This is a genomic window from Micromonospora humidisoli, assembly GCF_016900955.1.
Taxonomy (GTDB): Bacteria; Actinomycetota; Actinomycetes; order Mycobacteriales; family Micromonosporaceae; genus Micromonospora; species Micromonospora wenchangensis.
Window position 1 is genome coordinate 282760 of record NZ_JAFEUO010000006.1, and the last position, 22813, is coordinate 305572.

Below are 22813 nucleotides of genomic sequence, written 5' to 3' on the forward strand. Positions count from 1 at the left end.
ACCGTTTCATGCGCTTAAGGGGGCATGGCAGGAGCCCTCCTGCAATCGACCTGTAACAAACTCCCGTTGACAGTGGAGCAACCGTTTGCATTAATTGGCGACACCCACGTGACCCCGACCACACCATCGACGAGAGGGCCGCCCGTGCCAGCCACCATCCGCGACGTCGCGCGGGCCTCGGGCGTGCACATCTCCACGGTGTCCCGCACCTTCTCGGCGCCGCACCTGGTCAACCCGGAGACCCGGGGCCGGGTGCTGGCCTGCGCCGAGGACCTCGGCTACCGGCCCAACCGGGCCGCCCGCGCCCTGATCACCGGCCGCACCCACAACATCGGTCTGATCATCGCGGACATCGCCAACCCGTTCTTCCCGCCGCTGATCAAGGCGGCCGAGGGGCAGGCCCGGCACCGCGACTACCACGTCTTCGTGGCCGACACCAACGAGGACCCGGCCGCCGAGGAGGAGTTGGTCCACGCGCTGGCCAAGCAGGTCGACGGGGTGCTGCTGTGCAGCCCCCGGATGAGCAACGGCCTGATCGAGCAGGTCAGCCGGGAGGTGCCGGTGGTGGTGATAAACCGGCAGGTCACCGGCCTGCCCTGCGTGATGATGGACGTCGGCCAGGGGGCGCGCACGGCGATCGAGCACCTGCTCGGCCTCGGCCACCGGCGGCTCGCCCTGCTCGGCGGGCCGCGCGGCTCCTGGACCAACCAGCAGATGCGCCGGGCGGCCGGTGCCGCCGCCCGCTCCGGCGGGGCCGAGCTGACCGTGCTCGGGCCCAACCCGCCCACCGAGACCGGCGGCGGCGCACTGGCCGCCCAGGTACGCGACAGCGGCGTCACCGCCGTGCTCGCCTACAACGACCTGATGGCGATCGGGTTGATCGAGGGGCTCGACCACCTCGGCATCCGGGTGCCGCAGGACGTCAGCGTGGTCGGCGTCGACGACATCACGCTGAGCCGACTCACCCGCCCCAAGTTGACGACGGTGGCCACGCCAACCGCGGCCGCCGGCCGGACGGCCGTCGACATGCTGCTGCAACACGACTCCGACCCGCGCCCGCGCGGCGCGGGTCGGGCAGCGGCCGTCGGCGACCGTCGTACCACCGCACAGGTAATGCTCCAGACCGAACTGGTCATTCGCGACTCGACCGGACCCGTACCCGGTCGATCCCGTCCCGGATCCGTTCCGGATGGCCCGGGCCCGCATCGCCTTGCGGACCCGGGCGGCCCGACCGTGACCACCGGTGGCGTCGTCGCCTCCTAGCCCGAGGAGTGAGCGCATGCACCCCGCAACGTCCCCCACCGCCGGCACGCCGGCCGAACCGCACCACCGTACCCCCGTGCCCCGTCGTCGATTCCTGCGCGGCCTGGTCGCCACCGCCGTCGCCGTACCGCTGATGTTCGGCGCGGCGGCCTGCGGCGACGACGACGCCGGCGCCGACGGCCAGGTCAAGCTCTCCGTCTTCTGGTGGGGCGGTGAGGCGCGGGCCAAGCTCACCGAGGACGCCCTCGCCCTCTACACCAAGAAGCACCCGAACGTGACGTTCGAGAAGACCTGGCAGGCCAACCAGGGCTACTTCGACAAGCTGGCCACCCTCACCGCCGGCGGCAACCCGCCCGACCTGTTCCAGATCGACGACAACTACCTGGCCGAGTACGCCGGCCGCAGCACCGTGCTCGACCTCAAGAGCTACCAGGACTCCGGCAAGCTCGACGTGTCGAAGTTCCCCAAGAGCCTGCTGGAGTACGGCGTCGTCGACGGCAAGCTGGCCGGGGTGGCCGCCGGCGAGAACACCCAGGGCCTGGTCTACAACAAGACCCTGCTGGCCAAGAACGCCCTGCCCGAGCCGACCACCGGCCAGAGCTGGGAGGAGCACATCGCCTGGGCCGAGCAGGTGGCCAAGAAGGCCAAGGTCCCCGGCACCCAGGACCCGAGCGCCGACTACAAGGCGTTCTGGGTGTGGCTGCGCCAGCAGGGCAAGGACCTCTACAACGGCAACGACCTCGGCTTCACCGCCGAGGACGTGACGACGTGGTTCGAGCTGTGGAAGGGTGCCCGGGACCGGGGTGCCACCCCCACCCCCGACGTGATCCATGAGGGCAACGCCAGCGACGTGACCAAGCAACTGGTGGTCACCGGCAAGGCCGCGACCTCCTGGGTCTGGGTCAACCAGATGCCTGACCTGAAGAAGAACACCAAGGACGAACTGGGTGTGGTGGCGTACCCGGGTGACCCGAGCGCCCAGTGGGCCCGCGCCTCGATGTACTGGTCGGTGTTCAAGGGCAGCAAGCACCGGGACACCGCCGTCGACGTGATCAACTTCCTGGCCAACGACCCGGAGGCGGCGGCGCTGCTCGGCACCGACCGGGGGCTGCCGTCGAACATGGACCTGCGGGCCACGGTCAGCGAGACGGTGACCGACCCGGCGATGAAGCAGTCCATCCAGGTCGAGACCGAGCTGGCGCAGAAGTTCGGCCAGTCGCCGCAGGTGCCCATCAAGGGACACAGCAAGGTCAAGTCCGAGCTGGTCAAGGCCGCCGAGAACGTCCAGTACCAGCGGGCCAGCCCGGCGCAGGCGGCGGAGCAGTTCATCGCCGCCTGCAAGTCCGCGATCGCCTGACCGACCCGTCGCGGACGACGAAAGGAGCCGGCCCGTGGCCCTCACCACGGCGCCCGGCCGGACCGGACGCACCGGTTCCGCCCGCCCCCGCGCCAACCGGCGTCGGGGCGGGCGGGACCGGCACGCCGAAGGACTGGCGGGCTACGTATTCCTCTCGCCCTGGCTCATCGGACTGATGGGCGTCACGGCGATCCCCATGCTGCTCTCGCTCTGGCTGAGCTTCACCAACTACGACATCCTCACCCCGCTGTCCGAGGTGCAGTGGGTGGGGCTGGCCAACTACGAGCGGATGTTCACCGCCGACCCGTCGTACTGGCACGCCGTCCGGGTCACGGTGACCTTCGCCCTGGTGGCCGTCCCGCTGAAGCTGGCCACAGCCCTCGGGGTGGCGCTGCTGCTCAACAAGGCGTGGCGCGGGGTGGGCCTGTTCCGGGCGCTGTTCTACCTGCCGTCGCTGCTCGGTGGCAGCGTCGCGCTGGCCATCGTCTGGGTCAACATGTTCAACCGGGACGGCGCGTTCAACTCCTTCCTCGCGCTGTTCGGCATCGAGGGACTGCCCTGGGTCAGTGACCCGGACTGGGCGTTGCAGACCCTGATAGTGCTGGCCATCTGGCAGTTCGGCGCGCCCATGGTGATCTTCCTGGCCGGGCTCAAGCAGGTGCCCACCGAACTGTACGAGGCCGCCTCCGTCGACGGCGCCGGCCGGTGGTCGCAGTTCTGGCACGTCACCCTGCCGATGCTCTCCCCGGTCATCTTCTTCAACCTGGTGCTGGAGACCATCAACGGATTCCAGGGGTTCACCGCCGCCTTCGTGCTCAGCAACGGCACCGGCGGGCCGGTCGACTCCACCCTGATGTACACCCTGAAGCTCTACATCTCGGGCTTCACCGACCTGGAGATGGGCTACGCCTCCGCGATGGCCTGGGTGTTCCTGCTCGCGATCGGCCTGATCACCGTGGTCTTCTTCAGCACCGGGCGGTTCTGGGTGCACTACTCCGACGGGGAGAAGTGATGGCGGCGGTGACCTCGACGGCGCGGCGGCCCGGCCGTCGCCGGCAGGGCGGCCGGCAGGCCGTACGGCTGCTGGTGCTGATCGTGATCGTGGCGGTGGTGCTCTACCCGCTGCTGTGGATGCTGGGCACCTCGGTCAAGTCGCAGGAAGAGATCGTCAACAACATCGGCCTGCTGCCCGAGCGGTTCACCCCCGGCAACTACACCACCGGCTGGGGCAACTTCGACCTCAGCTTCGGCACGTTCTTCCTCAACAGCGCCATGGTCAGCCTGTTGACCGTGGTCGGCAACGCGGTCTCCTGCCTGCTCGCCGCGTACGCCCTGGCCCGGTTGCGGTTCCGGCTGCGGGGGGTCTGGTTCGCCGTCATGATCGGCACCCTGCTGCTCCCCGGCCACGTGCTGATCGTGCCGCAGTACATCCTGTTCCGCAGCCTCGGCCTGGTCGGCGGGGAATGGCCCTACCTGCCGCTGCTCATCCCGCAGTTCCTGGCCACCGAGGCGTTCTTCGTGTTCCTGATGGTGCAGTTCATGCGGGGCATCCCGCGCGAACTCGACGAGGCCGCCAAGATCGACGGGGCCAGCCCGTACGGCATCTTCCGGCACGTCATCCTGCCGCTGAGCCGCCCCGCGCTGGTCACCACCGCGATCTTCTCGTTCATCTGGACCTGGAACGACTTCTTCCGGCAACTGGTCTTCCTGTCCAGCCTGGACGACTACACCGTGCCCGTCGCGCTGACCCTGTTCATCGACTCCACCAGCCAGAGCGCGGTCGGCCCGATGTTCGCCATGTCGGTGCTGTCGCTGCTGCCGGTCTTCCTGTTCTTCCTGGCCTTCCAGCGGATGCTGGTCGAGGGCATCAACACCAGCGGACTGAAGGGATGACCGCCGCCCCGCTGGCACAGCAGGACGCCGTACCGGCCCGCCGGGACTGGCGCGACACCCTGCGCGACGCCACCGACCTGGCGCTGCTCGGGTTCGCCGTGACGCTGGCCGCGCTGCCGGTGCTCACCCTCGCGCCGGCCCTGGCCACCGCCAGCGCCGCCGTGCACGACCGGTTGACCCTCGGCGGCTGGCCGGACCTGCGTACCACGCTGTCCCGGTTCGGTCGGGCCCTGCCCGCCGGGCTGGCCGCCAGCGCCGCCGGGCTGGCCGTCGCCGCCGCGCTCGGCGTCGACCTGGTCGCGCTGGCCACCGGTCGGGTGCCCGGGGGCGGCGTCGCGCTGGCCGGCACCGCCGTGGTCACCGCCGCCCTGGCCGGGTACGCCGGGCTGACCGTGGTGGCGGTCGGTCGTACCGGCGGGCGGGGCTGGCGGGTCGCCGCCCGGGTCGCCGCCCGGACCGGCCTGGCGCGGCCGGGGACCTGGGCGGCGGCCGGCGGGGTCTGCGCGGTGGCCGCTCTGTTGGGGATACTGGTCACCCCGGTGGCGGTGCCGATCCTGGCCGGCTACGCGCTGGCCGCCCTGCACGCGGTCGCCGCCCGCCGGCCCACCGCCCGGATGGAGGCACCGTGACCGGTCACCCCCACCCCGCCCCGACCGGTCCCGGCCCGGCCCCGACCCGCGCCGCCCCGGACCCGGCCGGCGGCGATCCCCGGTCGCACGTCGACGGCGATCCCCGGCTGCACGTCGGCGACGTCGAGGTGGCCCGGTACGTGCTGCGTCCCGACCTGGACCCCCGGCACGGCCCCCGGCCCTACCTGCACCCGGTACGGACACTGGCCGGCACCCCGGTCACCGACGCCCTGCCCGCCGACCACGTCTGGCACCTCGGGGCGTCGCTCGCCGTGCAGGACGTCGACGGCACCAACCTGTGGGGCGGCCGGACGTACGTCCGGGACGCCGGCTACACCTGGCGCGACGACCACGGCGTCATCGCGCACACGCACTGGCGGGAGCGCGCACCGGACCGGCTGGCACACGCGTTGCAGTGGCGCGACCGCGACGGCGGGGTGCTGCTCACCGAGCACCGCCGGCTCGCCGCGACCCCGGTGACCGCGGACGCCTGGGCGCTCGACGTCGACTACACCCTCACCGCCCCGGCCGGGCGTGACGTCCACCTGGGCAGCCCCGCCACCAACGGTCGGCCCGGCGGGGCCGGCTACGGCGGCTTCTTCTGGCGGGCCGTCGCCGACGGCGAGCCGGTCACGTTCACCGCCGACGCCGACGGCGAGCAGGCCGCCAACGGCAGCGCCGCCCGCTGGGTCGCGCTCACCGGCGTCGCGCCGGGCGGTGGGGCGTACACCCTGGTCTTCACCGGGCTGGGGCTCGGCGACAGGTGGTTCGTGCGGACGGCGATGTACCCGGGTGTCTGCGTGGCCTTCGCCTTCGACCGGCCGGCGGTGGTGCCCGGCGACGGCCGGCGGACCGGCCGGCACCGGGTGCTGGTCGCCGACGGGGTACGCGACCGGGCCGGCGTCACCGCCCTGCTCGCCGCCGCGGAGCCGGGGTGACCGGCGCGACGCCGCCCGGCCCGGAGGTGGCCACCGTCGGCGAGTCGATGGTGGTGCTCGGCCCCGACCCGACGGGGCCGCTGGACCGGGCCGACCGGCTGGGTGTCTCGGTCGGCGGCGCGGAGTCCAACGTGGCCTGCGCGCTCGCCGCGCTCGGCCACCGGACGGCCTGGGTCAGCCGGGTCGGCGACGACCCGTTCGGCCGGCGGGTCCGGCGGCACGTCGCCGCCACCGGGGTGGACACCAGCCTGGTCACCGTCGACCCGGCCGCCCCGACCGGCGTCTACCTCAAGGACCCGACGCCCGACGGCACCGCCGTGCACTACTACCGCTCCGGGTCGGCGGCCTCCCGCCTGCACCCGGGGGTGCTGGACGAGCCGGCGCTGGCCGGGGTCCGGCTGCTGCACCTGTCCGGGGTGACCGCCGCCCTCTCGCCGTCCTGCGCGGCCCTGGTCCGCCGGGCGGTCACCGACCGGCCGCTGCCTGCCGCCCAGGTCACCTTCGACGTCAACCACCGGGCCCGGCTCTGGTCGGCGGCGACCGCCGCACCGGTGCTGCGCGGGCTCGCCGACGCCGCCGACGTGGTCCTGGTCGGCCTCGACGAGGCGCACACCCTGTGGGGTGTCACCGAGCCGGCCGCCGTGCGCGACCTGCTGCCCGGCCCGGAGTTGGTGGTGGTCAAGGACGCCGCCGTCGGGGCCACCGCGTTGCCCCGCGGCGCGGCGGCCGTCTTCGTACCGGCACTGCGGGTGCCGGTGCACGAGCCGGTCGGGGCCGGCGACGCCTTCGCCGCCGGCCTGCTGTCGGGGCTGCTGCGTGGCCTCGACCTGGACCGCTGCCTGCGGCTCGGGCATCTCTGCGCGGCCCCCGCCCTGACCGTCGCCGGGGACACCGCCCCGCCGCCGCGGCGGGCGGTGGCCGATCGGCTCCTCGCGCTGCCGGCGTCGGACTGGGCGAGCCTGGACCTGGTCGCCGCCGGCCTGCTCCCCACCCCCGCCACCGGAAGGAACGGTCGATGACCGCGCACGACTTCGCACCCCTGTTCGGCACCGCACGGGTGATGGTGATCCTGCGGGACCTGCCGCCGACGGAGACCGTCCGGCTCGCCGAACGGGCCTGGAACCTCGGCATCGACGTGGTCGAGGTGCCGATCCGCACCCCGGACGCCATCCTGTCCCTGCGGGCTGCGGTGGAGGCCGGCAAGGACCGGGGCCGCCGGGTCGGGGCCGGCACGGTGCGCACCCCGGCCCAGGTACGGCAGGCCGCCAGCGCCGGCGCGGCGTTCACCGTCGCCCCCGGGCTGGACCTGGCGGTGGCCGACGCGGCGGTCAGCTACGGCATCCCGCACCTGCCCGGGGTGGCCACCCCCACCGAGGCGCAGCTCGCGCTCGACCACGGGCTGATCTGGCTCAAGGCGTTCCCGGCGGTCAGTCTCGGTCCCCGGTGGTTCACGGCGATGGCCGGCCCGCTGCCGGAACTACGGTTCGTGGCGACCGGGGGGATCGACGCGGGCAACGCCGCCGACTTCCTCGCCGCCGGGGTGCGGGTGGTGGCGGTGGGGTCGGCGCTGTCCGACCCCCGGCAGATCGACCGGCTCGCCGAGCTGGCCGCCACGCCGGCCTGAGCTGCGGCGTGCCGGCCCTCGACCCGCGACGGGCCGCAGGGGCGACGAGGGCGCGACGTCGTGCCGGGGGCCGCCGGTCAGGCCGGGGCGGGGCCGAGGCTGTCCCGGACGACCAGGGTGGCCGGCAGCACCTCGACCCGGGACCGGTCGGCAGGCGGCCCCAGGGCCAGGGTCATCGCCCGCGCGCCCAGCTCCACCAGCGGCAGCCGGACGGTGGTCAGCGCGGGGGTGACGTCGGCGGCGACCGGCATGTCGTCGAAGCCCACCACCGAGACCTGGCCGGGGACCGACACGTCGCGGGCGCGCAGCAGGGTCAGCGCGCCGACGGCCATCGAGTCGTTCAACGCCACCAGGGCGGTCAGTCCGGGGACGGCGTCGAGCAGTTCACCGGCCGCGCGGGCACCCCCGTCACGGTCGAAGTCGGCGTAGCGGATCCGATCCTCGGGCAGCGGGTGGCCGCCCTCGGCGAGCGCGGCACGCAGCCCGTCGAGCCGGTCGGTGATCGTGGTCAGCACCTGCGGGCCGGCGACCACGCCGATCCGGGTGTGCCCCCGGCGCAGCAGTTCCGCGCCGAGCAGCCGGCCGCCCTCGGTGTTGGCCGGCATCACCGCGTCTCCGGGGTGCTCGTGCCGGCCGACGACCGCCACCCGGCCGCCGGTGGCCTCGTAGGCGGCCAGCTTCTCGGCGAGCCGGGCGGTGAAGGTGGCGTCGTGGTAGCCGGAGCCGGCCAGCACGATCGCGGCGACCTGCTGGGCGCGCAGCAGCTCCACGTACTCCAGCTCGCGTTCCGGGTCGCGGTAGCTGTTGCAGATGATGACCAGCCGGCCGTGGTCGGTGGCGACCCGTTGCAGCCCCCGGGTCAGCTCGGCGAAGTACGGGTCGGACACGTCGTGTACCACCACGCCGACGACGCTGCGCTGCGGCCGGGCCAGCAGTTGGGCGTGTGCGTTGGGCACGTAGCGCAGGTCGGCGACGGCCCGCAGCACCCGTTCGCGCAGCTCGTCGGCGACCGGCTTGCTGCTGCCGTTGATCACCCGGGAGGCGGTGGCGGGGGAGACCCCGGCGCGGCGGGCGACATCGGCCAGCGTCGCCATGGGCACCCCCGAAAGTGTCCGGGCCCGGTCGGGGCCGCGCGGTAGCGGACAGGTTACCGCAACGGGCGACGGCGGCCTCTTGCCCGTGGTGGAGCGGCCACCTAGGCTGCTAGGAAAGCGCTTACCTATGTGATGTGCAAAGGGGAAGGACGACCATGACCCGAAGGTCGATCGGCATCATCGTCAACGGCGTCACCGGTCGGATGGGCTACCGCCAGCACCTGGTCCGCTCCCTGCTCGCCCTGCGCGAACAGGGCGGCCTGGCGCTGGGCGACGGCACCCGGATCTGGCCCGAGCCGATCCTGGTCGGCCGGGACGAGACCCGGCTCCGGGCGGTCGCGGAACGGCACGGCCTCACCGACTGGACCACCGACCTCGCCGCCGCCCTCGCCCGCGAGGACGTGGAGATCTACTTCGACGCCCAGGTGACCCAGCAGCGGGAGAAGGCCATCCGCCAGGCCATCGACGCCGGCAAGCACATCTACACCGAGAAGCCGCTCGCCGAGTCCAGCGCCGCCGCGTGGGAACTGGTCCGCGCCGCCGACGCCGCAGGCATCCGCACCGGCGTCGTCCAGGACAAACTCTTCCTCCCCGGGCTGCGCAAACTCAAGCGGCTGATCGACGGCGGGTTCTTCGGCCGCATCCTGTCCGTGCGCGGCGAGTTCGGCTACTGGGTCTTCGAGGGGGACTGGCAGCCCGCCCAACGCCCCTCCTGGAACTACCGCGCCGAGGACGGCGGCGGCATCGTGATGGACATGTTCCCGCACTGGCAGTACGTGCTGGAGGAACTGTTCGCCCCGGTCCGGGCGGTCACCTGCGTGGCCGCCACGCACGTCCCGCAGCGCGTCGACGAGGCCGGCCGGCCCTACCCCGCCACCGCCGACGACGCCGCGTACGGGATCTTCGAACTCGACGGCGGGATCATCGCCGCGCTCAACTCGTCGTGGACCACCCGGGTGCACCGCGACGAACTGGTCGAGTTCCACGTCGACGGCACCGAGGGCAGCGCCGTCGCCGGCCTGCGCCGCTGCCGGATCCAACACCGGGCGGTCACCCCCAAACCGGTGTGGAACCCCGACCTGCCCGCCACCGAGGACTTCCGGGCCCAGTGGACCGAGGTGCCCGACAACGAGGAGTTCGACAACGGCTTCAAGGTGCAGTGGGAGGCGTTCCTGCGGCACGTCGTCACCGGCTCCCCGTTCAGCTGGGACTTCCTGGCCGGCGCACGCGGCGTGCAACTGGCCGAGCTGGGGCTGCGCTCGGCCCGGGAGGGCCGCCGGGTCGAGGTGCCGGAGTTGTCCCGGTGACCGCCGTCGTCCGGCTGCCCGACGGCGGCACCCACCGGCTGCGCGGGGGCGCGGGCCACGAGCGCCCCGCCGGCCCATCGACCACCCGGATGGCGTACGCCGCCGCGCACGTCGTCGCCGACCCGCGTGCGGAGAACGTCCCGGGCGCCCCGGCCGCCGTCGACTGGGACACCACCCTCGCCTTCCGCCGGCACCTCTGGTCGTATGGGCTGGGGGTGGCCGAGGCGATGGACACCGCCCAGCGCGGCGCGGGCCTGGACTACCCGGCCACCCGGGAGCTGATCCGGCGCAGCGCCGCCGAGGCCGGTGCGGTCGGCGGCCGGATCGTCGCCGGGGTCGCCACCGACCAGCTCCCACCCGGCCCGGCCACCGTGGACCAGGTGACCCGGGCGTACGCCGAACAGCTCGCCGACGTCACCGCCGCCGACGCCCGCCCGGTGCTGATGTGCAGCCGTCACCTGGCCGCCGCCGCCACCGGCCCCGACGACTACCTGCGGGTGTACGACGACCTGCTCACCGCCGCCGACCAGCCGGTGGTGCTGCACTGGCTCGGCGACATGTTCGACCCGGCGCTGGCCGGCTACTGGGGCTCGACCGACCTCGACGAGGCCACCGAGACGGTGCTGCACCTGATCAAACAGCACCAGCGCAGGGTCGACGGGATCAAGGTGTCCCTGCTCGACGCCGACCGGGAGGTCGCGCTGCGCCGCCGCCTGCCCGCCGGGGTACGCCTCTACACCGGCGACGACTTCCACTACCCGGAGCTGATCCGGGGCGACGGGCAGGGCCACTCCGACGCCCTGCTCGGGGTCTTCGCCGCCATCGCGCCGGCCGCCGCCGCCGCGCTCGCCGCCCTCGACGCCGGTGACCTGGACCGTTACGACGCGGCGTTCGCCCCGACCCTGCCGCTGGCCCGGCACCTGTTCGCCGCGCCGACCTGGTTCTACAAGACCGGCATCGTGTTCCTGGCCTGGCTGGCCGGGCACCAGGAGCACTTCACCATGCTGGCCGGGCAGCAGTCCGGCCGGTCCCCGGCCCACCTGGCCCGGCTGCTCGTCCTCGCCGACGCCGCCGGGCTGCTGCCCGACGCCGACCTGGCCGCCGCGCGGGCCCGGGCCTATTTCACCGTGGCCGGGGTGGCCCAGTGACCGCCGCCCGCACGCCGTCCGACGACCCGGCCCGGGTGGTGGTGACGCCGGGGTTGGAACGGTTCTCGTTCAACCAGGCCACCGCCCAGCACTGGCCGCTGCGGGAGGCCGTCGCCGGCTGCGTGGCGGCCGGGGTGCCCGGCATCGGCCTGTGGCGGGAACCCGTCCAGGAGTACGGGGTCGACCGGGCCGCCCGGCTGGTCCGCGCCGCCGGGCTGACCGTCACCTCACTGTGCCGGGGCGGGTTCTTCACCGCACCCGACTGGTGGGACGAGAACCGGCGGGCGATCGAGGAGGCGGCCACCCTCGGCACCCGCGAGCTGGTGCTGGTCTCCGGTGGGCTGCCGTCGGGCAGTCGTGACGTCGACGGGGCCCGCCGGCAGGTCGCCGACGCCGTCGCTGCGCTCGCCGACGAGGCCGCGGCGGCCGGGGTACGGCTCGCCATCGAACCGCTGCACCCGATGTTCAGCGCCGACAGGTGCGTCATCGCCACCCTCGGCCAGGCGCTCGACATCGCCGAACGGTTCGACCCCGCCGTGGTCGGCGTGGTGGTGGACACCTACCACGTCTGGTGGGACGACACGGTCTACGCACAGATCGCCCGCGCCGGCAAAAGGATCGCCGCGTTCCAGGCGGCGGACTGGGTGACCCCGCTGCCGGAGGGGGTGCTGCTCGGCCGGGCGCTGCCCGGGGCGGGCTGTGTGGAGCTGCGCCGGCTGCGCGAGGCGGTCGACGCCGCCGGGTACGCCGGGCCGGTCGAGGTCGAGGTGTTCCAGGCGGCGCTCTGGTCCCGCCCCGGCCCGGACATCCTCGCCGCCACCATCGACGCCTACCGGGGGCACGTGTCCTGAGCGGGCCCCCGGTGGACCCTGAGCGGGCCCGCCGTGGGGTCCCGTCGGCCTGCCGGACGGAGGGAAGGCGATACCGCGGTGGACTGATATGCCTGTCCGTCATGAATATGACGGACAGGCATATCAGTCGGTGGCACATCATGTCCCACCCCGCCGCAGCCCAGCGGCGCGACCAGCCGGCGGCCGGGCCGAGTCACCGGGCGGTGGCGGTGGCGCGGACGGCCTTGACGACGGAGGGGATGGAGCCGACCAGCAGGACCAGGCCCCAGACGAGGGCCACGACGGCGAAGACCAGCGCGCCGACGTCGTCGAGGATGCTGACCAGGATCACCGGGACCAGCCGGTGCAGGAACTCCAGCAGCACCGTGCAGACCAGGGTGGTCAGCGCCAGCAGGACGAGTCCCTTGTTCTGCAGGAACCGGGGCTGGGCGAGCAGCAGCAGCCCGGCCCAGACCAGCTTCAACGCCAGCACCAGGCCGAGCAGCAGGCTGGCCTCGCCGACCGGGAAGAATCCCCACAGCGCCAGGTAGGCCAGCGTGCCGAAGGGCACGGCCAGCAACAGCGACACCATCACCGTCAGCTCGACGAAGACGGTCACCAGCAGCACCAGCGACGCCAGGATCAGCAGGACGGCGAAGACCAGGGTGGCCACCCCCTGCACCCGGCCCTGCACCCGGTCGGAGAGCAGCAGGCTCAGGCAGAACAGGCCGGTCGTCCAGAGCGCCACCACGTCGACCAGCGCCAGATAGCCGGTGCCCCGGCCGGAGGGCTCACTGATCCGCCCCACCTCGCCGACGTCCACACCCAGGTCCGGGGCACCGCTGAGCAGCGCCCCGCCCGCGTCGCCGCCGCCGGTGAGCAGCGACGAACCCCACTCCAGTCCCACCACCAGCGTTATCGCCAGCAGCGCCAACAGCAGGAACGGTTTACGCAGCTCACCCATGCCGGGTCACCTCCCGGCCCGGCGTCACCGCGACCCGGGGCACCGACCGGCGTCGGGTCACGAGGTGGCGATGGTGACGGTGCACGAGACACCTCCCGGGCAGCCCAGGCCGACCTCGGTGGCCCGGTCGACGGCGATCGTCGCGACGGCGTCGCCCCCGTCGGCCGGCGTGACGTCGTCGCGGATGGTCAGGTCGGCGTCGCCCGGCGCGGGGGCGGTGACCGCGAAGGCCGCCCCGCTGCGCAGCACCAGGGTGCGCAGCCCGCCGGGGTCGTCCACCCGCAGCGCGCAGCCGCCGACGAAGGAGAGCACGTCGCCGGTACGGTCGCAGTCGGCCCGTACCGTCGCCGGGTCCACGGTGGCGCCGTTCCCACCGAGCCGGCCCAGCCAGCCCGGCGCACCGGGGTCGGCCGGATCACCGCGACCGGCGTGACCCAGCCCGAGCGCGCCGACGAACCCGGCGACCAGCAGTACGGCGACCATCACCAGCAGCAGTTTCTGCCGGCCGGTCACGGCCGGCCCGTCGGCTCGGGCAGCTCGGTGAACCGGACCCGGTCCACCCCGGCGAAGTACCGCTCGGTGCCCTGGGTCCGGCCGACCGCGATCAGGGTCAGGGTGTGCGTGCCCCGGCCGAGCCGTACCGTGCCGACCTCCTCGACGTCGCGCAGCGCGGGCTGCTTCGAGAAGCCGAGGAAGGTACCGCCCACCTGTATGCCGTCGATCTGCCAGATGGTGTTGGCGTAGTCCGCCGAGGTGGTCCGGGACGCGGCGAACGACCAGGTGGCGTCCACCGGCAGGGTGACGGTGAGACTGACCCGGTCACCCGCCGCCAGCCCCTGGAGGAACAGTTGCCGGCCACCGGAGAAGGCCAGCCCGCAGCAGTCGGGCTGCTCCACCACCTTCACCGCGGCGCCCGCCGGTGACTCCGTCTTCGCCCCGGCCAACAGGGTCTCCGCCTCCACCGTCACCACCCGGGCGGCGGCCGGTGGTGGGGCGGCGTCCGGCCGGCTGAGCAGGTAACCGACCACCGCGCCGACCAGCACCACCAGCGCCACCGCCGCCGCGATCCACGGCCACGGGGCCCGCCGGGGCGGGGCGACCGCCCTGACCTCGTACGTCACCCGGCCGCTGGCGCGGGAGCTCTCCTCCGGCGCGGTGTTCGCCGAGTAGGCGAAGCCGGTCATGTCGTACCGGCGGGGTGCGGTGCCGGCCGGGACCGCCAGGCGGACCAGGAACGACACCGAGTTCTGCCCCGGCACCACCCGTTGCGGTTCGGCCACCGTGAACCAGCCCCGTTGGCTGCCCTCGCCCGGCGCGACGTCGAAGACCACGGTGTCCGGCGCGCCGCCGGGATTGGAGACGGTGAAGGTCAGCTCGCCCCGGTTGGCCGGGTCGAGGGTGAACTGCTCGGCGGCGGCGACGACGGCCCATTCGGTGGTCATGACGGCTCCTCAGACGACGGTCCGGGCGGGGGAGGGGAACCCGGGGCGGAGCCGTCGGCGAGGACGACCTCGGCGGTCACCGCCGCCGGTTTCTCCGCCGCGACGATCCGGGTCACCACGGTCAGCAGCCCGGCCGCCGCCTGCGGCACCCGGACGACCAGGTGGAACGGCCGGTCGGCCGGCTCGTCCAGGACGAACCCGGTGACCCCGGTGGCCAGTTCCAGCGCGGTCCGCATCCCGTACGGGGTGCCCCGCCAGCGGGCCAGCAGCGCGCCGTGCGCGACCAGGTCGCGTAGCCGGCCCACGGGCAGCGGCGGCGGGGCGTCCGGCCGGGGCGGGCCGAGCACGTGGTCCATCGCCACCCAGCGGGTCAGGTAGCCGGCGAACCCGGCCGGCGTGCGGTACGGGTCGAACAGCACGTCCACGTCGGCGAGCAGCGCCTCGTCCGGGGCGTGCAGCGTCTCCATCACGTCCAGCAGGGCGGCCAGGACGCTGCCCGGCCCGGCGGCCCGCTGGTAGGCCGCCGGCAGCAGCCGTTCAATCGCGGCCCGGCGCATCGTGCCCCACCACCTCGATGTCGTGCCCGCCGGAGCAGAGCAGCCAGGTGTCGGGGACGGTCACCACGTCGGCGGTGGCCTGGTTGGCGCTGGGTGTCCAGTCGACGGCGTCGCCGCTGCGGTACACCCCGCGTTCGCCGCCGGCCAGGATCAACCGGGCGCCGCCGGTACCGGTGGCGCTGCCGGCGATCGCGTCCACCGGCACGAACCGGGTCCGGTCGCGCAGCGGCAGGCCGCAGTTGACCACCACCGGCTGCCACTGCGGCTGCGCGGCCAGGGTGTCGAGGCGGACCACCCCGCCGCTCTGCGTGGCCGCCACCGCCAGGGTGCCGACGAAGGCGAGGTCCCGGCAGGTGCCGCCGACCCAGCCGGCCTGCACCTGCTGCCACTTCACGTCGGACTCGAACAGCCGGGTACGGTGGCAGCCCTGCCCCGGTTTCTTCGGGTCCGGTTCGCCCGCGCCCGCCCACAGCAGGGTGGCCGGGCCGTCGTACTGCACGGCGAGCACCCGGTTGTCCACGTTGGCCAGGCCGACGTGGGTGAAGCTGCCGGGGCGGCCACCGGCGGTGGACAGGTAGACGCCGAAACCCGCCTGCGCCGCGACCGCCACCCCCGGCGCGCCCCGCTCCGAGACGAACGCGCGGACGGCGTAGAAGCCCCGGTCGGCGTCGGCCGGGTCGACCAGGATCTGCAACGGCACCGCCCCGGGCAGCAGCGACACCTCGTACAGGCCGGTGTCGGTGGCCAGCAGCAGCGCGCCCGCACCGTCCCGGTCGATCCAGGCCAGGTCGGTGATCCGGGAGTCCAGGCCGGTCAACGCCGACCAGGTCTCGCCGAGGTCGGTGCTCAGGTGCACCCGGGAGCCGCCTGCGGCCCGGGTGGTCACCACCGCCACCGCGCCGGGTCGGGCCAGCACCCCGGGACGCACCGGAGCCGGGGCGGGGGCGACCCGCAGCACCGTCTCGTCGTCGTCGAACCGGCCCGCCGGCTCCCAGCCCACCCCCGCGTTGGACGAGCGGAACAGCACCGGGCCCCGGCCGGCGTACCAGGTGCCGGGCTGGTACTGGTCGACGGCGACGGCGCGGACCTGCGCGTCGGGTGCCTCGTCCACCACGAACCGGACCGACTCGACGTAGCGCACCCCCGGCTCGGCGTGCTCCAGCATCCGGTACACGTTGGACGCGCGGAGCGGCTCACCGAACGCCCAGCCGGTCGGGTTCAGCGCGGTGGGCAGCGGGCTGAGCGTCTGGTGCAGCCGGTCGTGGATGCGCCGGCGGACCGCCTCGACGTCCTCCTCCGGCCGGACCACCACCCGGGCCCGGATCGACACCGCCTTGTAGCGGGCCCAGCCGGCCCGGCAGCTGGTGCCCAACGCCCGCCGTCGGTCCAGGTCCGCCTCCACCCGACGGCGGGACTCCTCCACCTCGTGCGCGCGCAGCACCGTCACCGGCAGCCGGCCACCCGGCCGGGCCTCGTCCGGCACGTACGGCACCAGCACCACCTCGACCTCACCGGGGCGGGCGAAGCTGTACACCGCCGACCGGGTGAACGCCCGCGCCCGGGACACCCCGCCGGAGCCGGCGGCGAGGATCTCGAAGTCCCGGGCGGTGACCGCGCGTTGCTGGGCGAAGAACTCGTACGGGCCCCGGACCAGCGCCGATTCGAGGCTCTCCAGCTCCCGTCCGCCACCTGCCGGTGCCGGGTTCTCCGCCCGTACCCCGGGCAGCGGGTCCCGCAGGGTGGTCAGGGTGCCGGCGGCGACGTTGCCGGTCCGGCCACCGCCGGCCCGGTACCACAGCCGTATCCGTGCGCCGGCCGGCGGCACCGCCGCGACGGTGACCGGCCCACCGCCCGCCCGTGTGCCGGCGGGCCCCGGGACGCCCGGTCCCACGTCGGCCGGTGCCGGGCCGGGCGGGTCGGCGGCGGGTGGGCGCAGGTCCAGCGCCGGGGCGAAGGTGACCAGCCCCGAGCAGCGGTCCACCAGGTAGACCTTGGCCTGCGGGCCGACCCCGGCGAAGCTGTCCACCGGCCGCCACACCTCGTACGTGGCCCCCTCGTGTTCCCGGGCCACCGCGCCCAGCTCCACCGAGCCGGCCGGCACCTCCACCCCGAGCAGCAGGTCCCGCGGTTCGGCGGTACGCGCCAGCGGCGACCGGGCGGCCCGCAGCGCCTGCCCCGGCTGGCCGGTGCCGACGCCCAGCAGTTCCGCCTCGACCGGTTCACAGTGGTGCATCCGGACGGTCACCTCGTCGGCGTCCGCCGGCAGCAGCGCCGGCTCGGTGGTGACGAAGACGACGGGCCTGGGGTCGACGCCCCGGGCCGCGGCGACCCGGGTGCCCGCCGGGATCCGCACCGCCGCCCGGTCACCGCCGGTCCGGACGAACCGGACGTCGGCCCAGGCCGCCGTCGGGGCGTGCCGGGTGACCCCGAGCAGGTTCAGGAACTGCACGTACGCCTTCTCCGGCAACTGGTTCAGCCGGAAGATCATCACCTCGGTGAGGTGCGCGAACGCCTCCACCAGGGCGATGCCCGGATCGTGTGCGGACAGGTCGGTCCAACCGGGGCAGGACTGCCGGATGCGGTCCCGGGCCTCGGTGACCAGATCGAGGAAGGTGCGGTCGTCGAGGTGCGGCACGGGCAGCGTCATGACCCGTCCCCCTCGGTCGGCCGACCGGCGGCCCGGTGCGCGGGCGGGTCGGCGTCGGCGGGGAGCAGGTCGACGGAGAGGACCAGCTGACCGGGGGAGAGGCTGGCCCGCACCCGGTAGTCCAACCTGATCACCAGCCGCCACGGGTCGTCCGGGTCGGGGCCGGCGTCCACGTCGATCACCTCGATCCGGGGCTCCCACCGGCGGATCGCCTGCCGTACGTAGTGGATGGCCAGCCCGGCGGTGGTCTCGTCGTTCGGCGCGAACACCAGCCGGTGCAGCCGGGAGCCGTACCCGGGGCGCATCAGCCGCTCGCCCGGCGTGGTGGACAGCAGCAGGTACAACGCCTGGCGTACCGTCTCGTCGCCGTCGGTCACGGCGAGCCCGCCGGTCGCGGTCAGTGCCAGGCCCCCGGCGCGGCCGGCGTCGAAGCCGGCCCCGACGAACCGCAACGCCCTCATCGGTCGGCCTCCACCAGGCGCTGCCGGGCGTCGTGCACGGTGTGCCGGACCAGGTTCGGCGGGGTGCCGTCGGTGAACCCGGCCAGGTGCGACAGCACGATCCGCCGCCCGTCGACCCGCAGCCAGCCGCTGTAGCCGACCCGCACCGCGAGGGTCTTCGCGCACGGTTTGACCGTCGGCCCGTAGTTGGGGCAGGCCACGATGTCCCGCCCCACCGGGTCGTCGTCGACCAGCACCGGCGTCCCGGCGACGGTCAGCCAGCCCTGCGACGCCCGGTTGGTGACCCGGCCGTCGTGGTCGCAGGCGATCAGCGAGTCAAGGGTGATCCAGCGCATCAGGCACCTCCGGAGTGGGCGCGGGCGAGCGTGCCGGCCTGTTGCCTGGCGGTCGCCGCGTCCTCGGTCGCGTCGGCGTGCAGGAAGTCGACGCTGCGGGCCCGCACCACCAGCGCCCGGCCCGGCGCGGAGAGCACCAGGTCGGTCGCGGCGTGCAGGGTGGTCAACTCGGGGGTCAGCTCCAGGAAACTGCCGACGTCGGTGGCCAGCCGCAGCGTGCGCGCCGCGTCGTCGACCACGATGGTCTGACCGCTGCCGGTCCGCACCGACCAGCGGCCCGCCCGTCCGTCGGCCACCCCCGCGTCGTACGGGGTGACGGTGCCGAACAGCGAGCCCAGCACCACCCCGGCGACCGGGTCACCACCCGGCAGGGCCAGCAGCACCGTGTCGTCCGGGTCGGGCAGTGCCACGATGCCCTTGTCCCGTCCGGCCCCCGGGCAGAGCACGGCCAGCCAGCCGGCGTCCAGGTCGCCGTACCCGGGCAGCCGCACCCGGACCCGGCCGAGCCGCTGCGGGTCGTCGACGGCGGTGACCACCCCGAGGGTGACCACCGCCCCGCCGGCCGTGACGTGCGGCGGGGAGGGCGGCGGGGCGGTGGCGAACCGGGTGAGGTGGCCGCTGCCGTCGACGGTGTGCACCACCTCGGTGAGGACGTACACCCCGGCCAGGTCGTCGGCCACCCCGCCCAGCGTGACCCGCCGGCCGGGACGCAACGCCGGGTCACCCGCGGCGACGCCCTCGGCGGTGACCAGCGCGGCCACCCGGTCGTCCAGGCCGGCCTGGGCGAGCGCGGCCAACTCGTCGTCGCTGCGGCCGGGCTGGTCCAGCAGGGTCCGTACGCCGTCCGCGCCGACCGCCGCCGGATCCGGGCGCAACGGCACCCGCCGGCCGCTGCGCGCGGCGTCGACCCGGTGGCCGAGCGGCTCGGCCCGCTGCGGATGCCAGCCCAGCGCGGCGCTGCCCCCGGCGGCCCGGTCCAGGTTGGCGGCCAACCGCACCGAGTGCAGCGTCCGGCCCAGGGTCAGCGGCACCGGCTCCCCGTGACCGTCCAACGTGACCAGCCGCATCCGGTCACCGTCGACGGCCAGGTGCAGACCGGCCCGGCCGGCCACCTCCCGCAGCAGCTCCAGGTCGCTGTGCCGGTGCTGGAGCAGCCGGTCCAGCACCGGCCCGTCGGCCTCGGCGTCGACGGCGAGGCCCACCGCGCCACACAGCTCCCGGGCCAGGTCGGCGGCGGTGACCGCCTCGAAGACCCGTAACTGCTGCCGCTTGCGCAGCCGGTGCAGCAGGTCGTAGCCGCGCCAACGGGACAGGGCGGTGCCGTCGGCGGCGTACTCCACCTCGACGCAGGTGACCTCCCCGGTGAACAGCAGGTCGTCGCCGAGCCGGACGGTGAGCGTCGCGCCGGTCGGCACCGCCGGCCCGGGACCGGGACCCCGCGCCCCCGGGCCCGGGTCGGCGGCGTACACCACCTCGCACTGGGTGGGCTGGTCGAGGCGGGCGGCCACCCGCACCGACCGGATCCGGCGGTCCGCCGCGCCGCCCAGCGGCACGCCGTCGAGGGACACCGACGGGCGGGCGCTCACCGCAGACCCCCGTCGGCCGGCGCCGGGCCGGTCCCGCCCGCGCCTGCCACCGCCGGTGCCGGGGCGGGCTGCGGCGCGGTGGGCGGGGGCACCGCGAGGGCGGTCCCGGCCGGCACACCGAACGGGTCGGTGATCCGGTTGTGCTCGGCGAGCAGCCGCCAGCGCAGCGGCGAGCCGAGCGCGTCGTGGGCGAGCAGGTCGAAGCGCACCCCGGAGTAGCCGGGCGTGGCCGTACCGTCCCCGGCCGCCACCACCGCCTGCCCGGGGGGTGTCCCGGGCGGGGTGGCGGCGGCCAACTCCTCGGCGAAGCCCTGCTGCGCCTCGTCGGCCGACTCGGCCACCCGCAGCAGCTTCATCCGCAGCCACGAGCGGCGGGGCGAACCGGTACGGGTGAACACGTCGAACCGTTCGGCGACGGCCACCACCACCCCGGGCACGTTCCACGTCTTGCCCCAGACCAGCCGGACCAGCGGCGGGCGCTGCCAGCCGTGTGCCACGGCGGAGTTCTCGGCCAGCATCCACAGTGGCCGGGTGAGGGTCCGCACGTCCCCGGGCCGGGTCGGCCCCTCCACCAGGTCGGTGTCGAAGAGCAGGTCCAGCACCAGTTCGGTACGACCGCCGCCGGTGAAGGCCAGTGGGTCGTCGGCCAGCCCGACCCCGGTGAGCCGCCCCTCGGCGCTGCCCTGCGGCCGTACCCCGGCGATCCGGGTGACCTGAACGGTCTGCGGGTTGAGCAGGCAGTCGATCCGTACACCTGAGTCGTCGACCAGGAAGGCGACCCGTTCCATCAGCACCCCCGCTGTTCGGCGTCGAGCCTGGCGTCCCGGGCGTCGTCCCGGGCGGTCCCCGTCGGCCGTCGCCACGGCCCGTCGTCGGGCAGGGCCGGCCACGGGTCACCGGCCGGGACCGGCACGTCCTGCGGCCACCGGGTCGCGGTGGTCCGCCGGGTCACGGTGCCGCGCCCGGTTGCGCCGCCGGCGGGGCCCGGGTGGGTCCCGCCACCGCGCCAGCCGCCGGTGACCGGGTCACCCGTCCGGCCGGGGTCCGGGCGGCCCCAGCCGGCCGGGCGGCCGAGTGCCGCGTCGCCGGCCGCCGCCACCGCGTCGGTCCGTCGACCGTCGACCGGCCGTCGCCCGGTGCTGGTTGCGGCCTCCGCCGCACGACCGGGTTCGGGGCGGTCCGGCCACCCCCGACCGGGGGCCGGCGACGGTACGTCCGGGGTCCGGTACCGCCCGCCGCCCGGTAGGGGCGTACCCCGGTCGACGTCGGAAGGCGGACGGTGCCCCGCCCACCCGCGTGGATCAGACGCCTGCGCCCCGGGTGCGGCGGCCCACCCCGGGTCGCGTCCCGTCCCCGACCTCGGGCCGATCTCCGTCACCGGCTGCGGACCGGCCCCCGTCGCCAGTTCCGCACCGGCCCCCGTCGTCGGCTCCGGGCGGGGTCGTGTCGTCGGGGGGCGGGGCGGGGTGGTCCGTCGCCGGCCGGGTCGGCGCAGCCACCCGAGCCCGGCACGTGCCGTCCACTCCGGACCGGGTGGCGTCGCCACCCCGGTGGGCCGCGCTTGCGGGCTTGGCCGGGCCGTCGCCGCCGGATCCGGGTCGTGCGCCGTCGCCGGGTCCGGGTCGTGCCCGGGAGGCTGATGCACAGGGTGCGCCGTCGTCGGATGCGCTGTCGCCGGATCCGGGTCGTGCACCATCGGCGGGTGCACGCGGTGGCCCGCCGATCCGGTGGTCGGGGTGGCCGCCGTCGGGCCGCCGGATCGGGGGAGGTGGGTGCCGGTCACCGGGCTCGGCACCGGCGACGACCCCCACGGCGCGGTGGGCGGGGCGGGAGCGGGCGGCGGCACCGCGACGGGCGGGTGTGCGGGGTGCCGGTCGGCGGTGGGGGCACCGGCGTCGGGCGGGGGCTCGGCGGACGCCGGGGTGGACTGTCCGCGTACCCCCGGATGGGACGCGGGCCACGGGCCGGCGGCCGACGGCGGGCCCGGCGGGTCGTCGGCGGCCGGCCCGACCAGGTCGTGCAGCAGGCCGGGGGCGTGCGCGGCGACCGTCCGCAGCCAGTGGTCCGGCGGCTGCCCCGGCCCGCGCGGCAACCAGTGGTCCGGTGGCCGGGCCGGCCCGCCCGGCACCGGGGCCGGCCCGGCCCACCGGGCGGCGGGGTCGGTGCCGGTGAACGGCGTGGCCGGGGCGGTCGGCTGGGCGGCCGGTGCGGGGGCCACCGCGTCGGCGGCGGCCCGCAGCCGGGTGGCCAGCCAGTCACGCGGTCGTGGACGCCGCGGCACTGCCGTCCTCCAACTCCAGCCCCTCGTACGCCAGGGTCAGCGCCACGATCGCGATCTCCTGGGACAGGGTGTGCAGGTGGGCACCCCGCCACCGCATCGGCCACGCGTTGATCAGGTTCCAGCGCAGCACCTCGGCGGTGCCGGCGGCGTCCAGCAGCACCACGGACACGTTGCGGCGGCTCACCGTCCCGGTCGCCGCGCCGTGCACCCAGTCCCACAGCTCACGCGAGGGGGTGAGGCCGAAGTGCAGGGTCACCGGCGCGTAGTCGACCTGCCCCGGGACCGACCGGACCCGGTCGTTGCCGGCCTCCCGGTAGGACAGCCGGCCGATCGTCATCTCCAGGCCGCTGACCTCGGTGAAGTGCCCGTTGGTGATGCCGTTGATGAGCAGTTTGAAGTGGTACGCCCGGTACGGGTCGACCGGGGCGCCGGGTTGCGGGGTGGCCGGGGTCGGCAT

General features: G+C 75.0%; 23 protein-coding genes. 11 read left to right on the plus strand and 12 right to left on the minus strand.

The window, feature by feature from the left end:
- Nucleotides 1–144 precede the first annotated feature (144 nt).
- The 8 genes from JQN84_RS22760 to JQN84_RS22795 are packed head-to-tail and all read left to right on the plus strand — an operon-like array spanning nt 145 to nt 7704.
- On the plus strand, nt 145–1263 hold the full coding sequence (locus tag JQN84_RS22760) for a LacI family DNA-binding transcriptional regulator (protein WP_204960554.1): 1119 nt from the start codon (nt 145–147) through the stop codon (nt 1261–1263).
- A 16-nt stretch (nt 1264–1279) separates the two neighbouring features.
- Nucleotides 1280–2620 (plus strand): ABC transporter substrate-binding protein, encoded by a 1341-nt coding sequence (locus JQN84_RS22765; RefSeq protein WP_204960555.1) that lies wholly within the window; start codon nt 1280–1282, stop codon nt 2618–2620.
- Nucleotides 2621–2654: 34 nt separating this feature from the next.
- Nucleotides 2655–3632 carry a carbohydrate ABC transporter permease gene (locus JQN84_RS22770; protein WP_204960556.1) on the plus strand — a complete coding sequence of 326 codons (978 nt, stop codon included), beginning with the start codon at nt 2655–2657 and terminating at the stop codon, nt 3630–3632.
- Entirely contained in the window at nt 3632–4513 is an 882-nt protein-coding gene (locus JQN84_RS22775; RefSeq protein WP_239485956.1) for a carbohydrate ABC transporter permease, read from the plus strand. Before JQN84_RS22770 ends, JQN84_RS22775 begins: the two co-directional genes overlap by 1 nt.
- A complete protein-coding gene (locus JQN84_RS22780) occupies nt 4510–5142 on the plus strand; it encodes a hypothetical protein (RefSeq protein ID WP_204960557.1) in 633 nt (210 codons plus the stop codon). The genes JQN84_RS22775 and JQN84_RS22780 overlap by 4 nt, the downstream gene beginning before the upstream one ends.
- Entirely contained in the window at nt 5139–6080 is a 942-nt protein-coding gene (locus JQN84_RS22785) for a DUF6807 domain-containing protein (RefSeq protein WP_204960558.1), read from the plus strand. The genes JQN84_RS22780 and JQN84_RS22785 overlap by 4 nt, the downstream gene beginning before the upstream one ends.
- Complete coding sequence (locus JQN84_RS22790) at nt 6077–7099, plus strand: sugar kinase (RefSeq protein ID WP_307821399.1); 1023 nt, start codon at nt 6077–6079, stop codon at nt 7097–7099. The genes JQN84_RS22785 and JQN84_RS22790 overlap by 4 nt, the downstream gene beginning before the upstream one ends.
- Nucleotides 7096–7704, plus strand: a complete 609-nt coding sequence (locus JQN84_RS22795; protein WP_204960559.1) for a bifunctional 4-hydroxy-2-oxoglutarate aldolase/2-dehydro-3-deoxy-phosphogluconate aldolase — start codon at nt 7096–7098, stop codon at nt 7702–7704. Before JQN84_RS22790 ends, JQN84_RS22795 begins: the two co-directional genes overlap by 4 nt.
- Before the next feature lie 77 nt (nt 7705–7781).
- Here the strand turns inward: JQN84_RS22795 and JQN84_RS22800 are convergent, their stop codons facing one another.
- Nucleotides 7782–8798, minus strand: a complete 1017-nt coding sequence (locus JQN84_RS22800) for a LacI family DNA-binding transcriptional regulator (protein ID WP_204960755.1) — start codon at nt 8796–8798, stop codon at nt 7782–7784.
- A gap of 155 nt (nt 8799–8953) precedes the next feature.
- Here JQN84_RS22800 and JQN84_RS22805 point away from each other — a divergent pair, with 155 nt between their 5' ends.
- The 3 genes from JQN84_RS22805 to JQN84_RS22815 are packed head-to-tail and all read left to right on the plus strand — an operon-like array spanning nt 8954 to nt 12104.
- A complete protein-coding gene (locus tag JQN84_RS22805; RefSeq protein WP_204960560.1) occupies nt 8954–10105 on the plus strand; it encodes a Gfo/Idh/MocA family protein in 1152 nt (383 codons plus the stop codon).
- Nucleotides 10102–11253: a dihydrodipicolinate synthase family protein gene (locus JQN84_RS22810; RefSeq protein ID WP_204960561.1), complete on the plus strand. Its 1152-nt coding sequence runs from the start codon at nt 10102–10104 to the stop codon at nt 11251–11253. Before JQN84_RS22805 ends, JQN84_RS22810 begins: the two co-directional genes overlap by 4 nt.
- A 53-nt stretch (nt 11254–11306) precedes the next feature.
- A complete protein-coding gene (locus tag JQN84_RS22815; protein WP_204960756.1) occupies nt 11307–12104 on the plus strand; it encodes a sugar phosphate isomerase/epimerase family protein in 798 nt (265 codons plus the stop codon).
- Nucleotides 12105–12297: 193 nt separating this feature from the next.
- Here JQN84_RS22815 and JQN84_RS22820 read toward each other — a convergent pair whose 3' ends face one another.
- Genes JQN84_RS22820 through JQN84_RS22870 form a run of 11 tightly spaced genes read right to left on the minus strand, consistent with a single transcriptional unit; the run spans nt 12298 to nt 22813 of the window.
- Nucleotides 12298–13047, minus strand: a complete 750-nt coding sequence (locus JQN84_RS22820; protein ID WP_204960562.1) for a hypothetical protein — start codon at nt 13045–13047, stop codon at nt 12298–12300.
- Nucleotides 13048–13104: 57 nt separating this feature from the next.
- Nucleotides 13105–13560, minus strand: coding sequence for a hypothetical protein (locus JQN84_RS22825; protein WP_204960563.1), 456 nt, complete (start codon nt 13558–13560; stop codon nt 13105–13107).
- The gene (locus JQN84_RS22830) at nt 13557–14489 is read right to left on the minus strand and encodes a hypothetical protein (RefSeq protein ID WP_204960564.1); all 933 of its coding nucleotides are present in this window, start codon (nt 14487–14489) and stop codon (nt 13557–13559) included. Before JQN84_RS22830 ends, JQN84_RS22825 begins: the two co-directional genes overlap by 4 nt.
- Nucleotides 14486–15046 carry a phage tail protein gene (locus JQN84_RS22835; protein WP_204960565.1) on the minus strand — a complete coding sequence of 187 codons (561 nt, stop codon included), beginning with the start codon at nt 15044–15046 and terminating at the stop codon, nt 14486–14488. The genes JQN84_RS22830 and JQN84_RS22835 overlap by 4 nt, the downstream gene beginning before the upstream one ends.
- The gene (locus tag JQN84_RS22840) at nt 15027–17693 is read right to left on the minus strand and encodes a putative baseplate assembly protein (protein WP_204960566.1); all 2667 of its coding nucleotides are present in this window, start codon (nt 17691–17693) and stop codon (nt 15027–15029) included. The genes JQN84_RS22835 and JQN84_RS22840 overlap by 20 nt, the downstream gene beginning before the upstream one ends.
- Nucleotides 17690–18154, minus strand: coding sequence for a GPW/gp25 family protein (locus JQN84_RS22845; RefSeq protein ID WP_204960567.1), 465 nt, complete (start codon nt 18152–18154; stop codon nt 17690–17692). The genes JQN84_RS22840 and JQN84_RS22845 overlap by 4 nt, the downstream gene beginning before the upstream one ends.
- A complete protein-coding gene (locus JQN84_RS22850) occupies nt 18151–18489 on the minus strand; it encodes a hypothetical protein (RefSeq protein ID WP_204960568.1) in 339 nt (112 codons plus the stop codon). Before JQN84_RS22850 ends, JQN84_RS22845 begins: the two co-directional genes overlap by 4 nt.
- On the minus strand, nt 18489–20075 hold the full coding sequence (locus JQN84_RS22855; protein ID WP_204960569.1) for a phage baseplate assembly protein V: 1587 nt from the start codon (nt 20073–20075) through the stop codon (nt 18489–18491). Before JQN84_RS22855 ends, JQN84_RS22850 begins: the two co-directional genes overlap by 1 nt.
- Complete coding sequence (locus JQN84_RS22860; RefSeq protein WP_239485957.1) at nt 20072–20863, minus strand: CIS tube protein; 792 nt, start codon at nt 20861–20863, stop codon at nt 20072–20074. Before JQN84_RS22860 ends, JQN84_RS22855 begins: the two co-directional genes overlap by 4 nt.
- The gene (locus JQN84_RS32120; protein ID WP_204960570.1) at nt 20863–22356 is read right to left on the minus strand and encodes a hypothetical protein; all 1494 of its coding nucleotides are present in this window, start codon (nt 22354–22356) and stop codon (nt 20863–20865) included. Before JQN84_RS32120 ends, JQN84_RS22860 begins: the two co-directional genes overlap by 1 nt.
- A complete protein-coding gene (locus JQN84_RS22870; RefSeq protein WP_204960571.1) occupies nt 22331–22813 on the minus strand; it encodes a phage tail protein in 483 nt (160 codons plus the stop codon). The genes JQN84_RS32120 and JQN84_RS22870 overlap by 26 nt, the downstream gene beginning before the upstream one ends.